We start from the raw sequence: 1684 nt of genomic DNA on the forward strand, positions 1-1684 counted from the left end.
CAACCGAATCCGGTTGCGGGGCACACGTGTCGAGTGATGTCGATTTGTTCATCTACGGGCCGGACACAGGTCACGGCGCGGTGGGCGGTCGGTCGTTTCGGCTCGTTTGTATGCGAGGCATGACGAGAAACTCGCCTCCGGCCGCCCCGATCTACACTCCGATCCAGAGCGCACCTACCCGCCGCGTGTTGTTCACTGCGGGGTCCTACGACGTCGTCGCTACCACCCACCCGGCCGATGTCCGGGCCGCGCAGCAACTGCGCTTCGAGGTCTTCCGCAGCGAGCCCGGCTACTCCGACGGCATCGGCGACGACGCCACCGGCATGGACGCCGATCGTTTTGACGACTACTGCGACCACCTGCTGATCCGGCACCTGCCCACCGGGCGGCTGGCCGGGTGCGCGCGGGTGCTCCCGCCTACCCGCGCCATCCCGGCAGGCGGCTGGTACTCGGCGGGCGAGTTCGATTTGACGGAGCTGGAATCCATCGCCCCGGAAACCGTCGAGATGGGTCGGGCAGTGGTCGATCGCGAACACCGCAGCGGGGCGGTGACCGGGCTCCTGTGGACCGCCGTACTCGGCTACCTGGAGGATGGCGGCTACCGATACCTCCTCGGCTGCGTATCGGTGCCGCTGGAATCCGAACTCGGCCGCGGCCGGGCCCTGCGCGGAATCCGTGACCTGACAGCGGAGCAGTACGCCGCCCCGTGGCGGGCGTACCCGCACCGCGAAGTGCACGTCGACGGCGCACGCCTGGATGACCTGCCGCCGCCCGAGAAGTCGGTGCTGCCGCCGCTGTTGCGGGGCTACATCCGGCTCGGCGCCCGGGTGTGCGGCGAACCCGCCTACGACCAGGCCTTCGACGTCGGCGACTTCCTCACCGTCCTAGACCGGGAGCAAGGAGATGCGCGCTATCTCGCCCGGATGCGGGGTGCGCTGAGCAGGCTCAGCGGCCCGGACGTGGCCCGGTAGTGGCGTCAGACGGATCGTTGGCAACCGCGCCAGCCAATCCGTGGGTGCCGGTCAGTGGCTGCGGGTCGTCGTGCATTCCGGCAGAGCGTGATCGGATAGGTCGGTGGCGCTTCACCGGGCGCCTGGCGGCTCTGGCCACCGTCGCGGGTCTCGGCCTGTTGATCGCGACGGCGGCCCTATGCTGCGGGCGCCGTATCCGGTCGCGCTACTGCCGGGCGCTGTCGCGCTGGATGCTGACTGCGGCCGGCCTACGTCTGGACGTCGTCGATCACCGGCCGGTCCATGCCCGGCGGCTGCGCGGTGCGCTGGTGGTGGCCAACCACATCTCGTGTCTAGACATTCCGGCGCTCGCTGCGCTCGGCCCGGCGCGGTTCGTCGCCAAACGCGAAGTGCTCTCGATGGGCGGGCTGGCGGCGCGGCCGACAGCGGCGGTCCTGCGCGCACTCGGGGTGGTGACGCACGGTCGCGGTGAGCTGCGCTCGCTGCCCGGCGATGTTCACCGCGTGGCGGGCATCCTGGACCGCGGGCGGCCGGTCGTCGTGTTCCCCGAGGGCACCACCTGGTGCGGGATCGCCTCGGGCCGATTCCGCCCGGCGTTCTTTCAGGCGGCGATTGACGCGGGGGTGCCGGTGCTACCGGTGCGCGTGCGCTATCACCGGAGCGGGACGCCGGTCACTGGGCCCGGATATGTGGGGACCGATTCGCTCGCCGAC

Annotated in this window: 2 protein-coding genes; both read left to right on the plus strand. The window is 70.7% G+C overall.

What is annotated here, in order from left to right:
* Positions 1–119 precede the first annotated feature (119 nt).
* Entirely contained in the window at positions 120–971 is an 852-nt protein-coding gene (locus WAW85_RS03420) for a GNAT family N-acetyltransferase (RefSeq protein ID WP_422558249.1), read from the plus strand.
* Positions 971–1684, plus strand: a 714-nt coding sequence (locus tag WAW85_RS03425; protein ID WP_422558250.1) for a lysophospholipid acyltransferase family protein, incomplete at its 3' end; no start/stop codon positions are given. The genes WAW85_RS03420 and WAW85_RS03425, both read left to right, overlap by 1 nt.

This window comes from Gordonia sp. (in: high G+C Gram-positive bacteria), assembly GCF_049299075.1.
Lineage (GTDB): Bacteria > Actinomycetota > Actinomycetes > Mycobacteriales > Mycobacteriaceae > Gordonia.

Excerpts from the sequence above, each read along its gene's own strand:
- WAW85_RS03420 (WP_422558249.1), top strand. The coding sequence starts at position 120 with ATGACGAGAAACTCGCCTCCGGCCGCCCCGATCTACACTCCGATCCAG.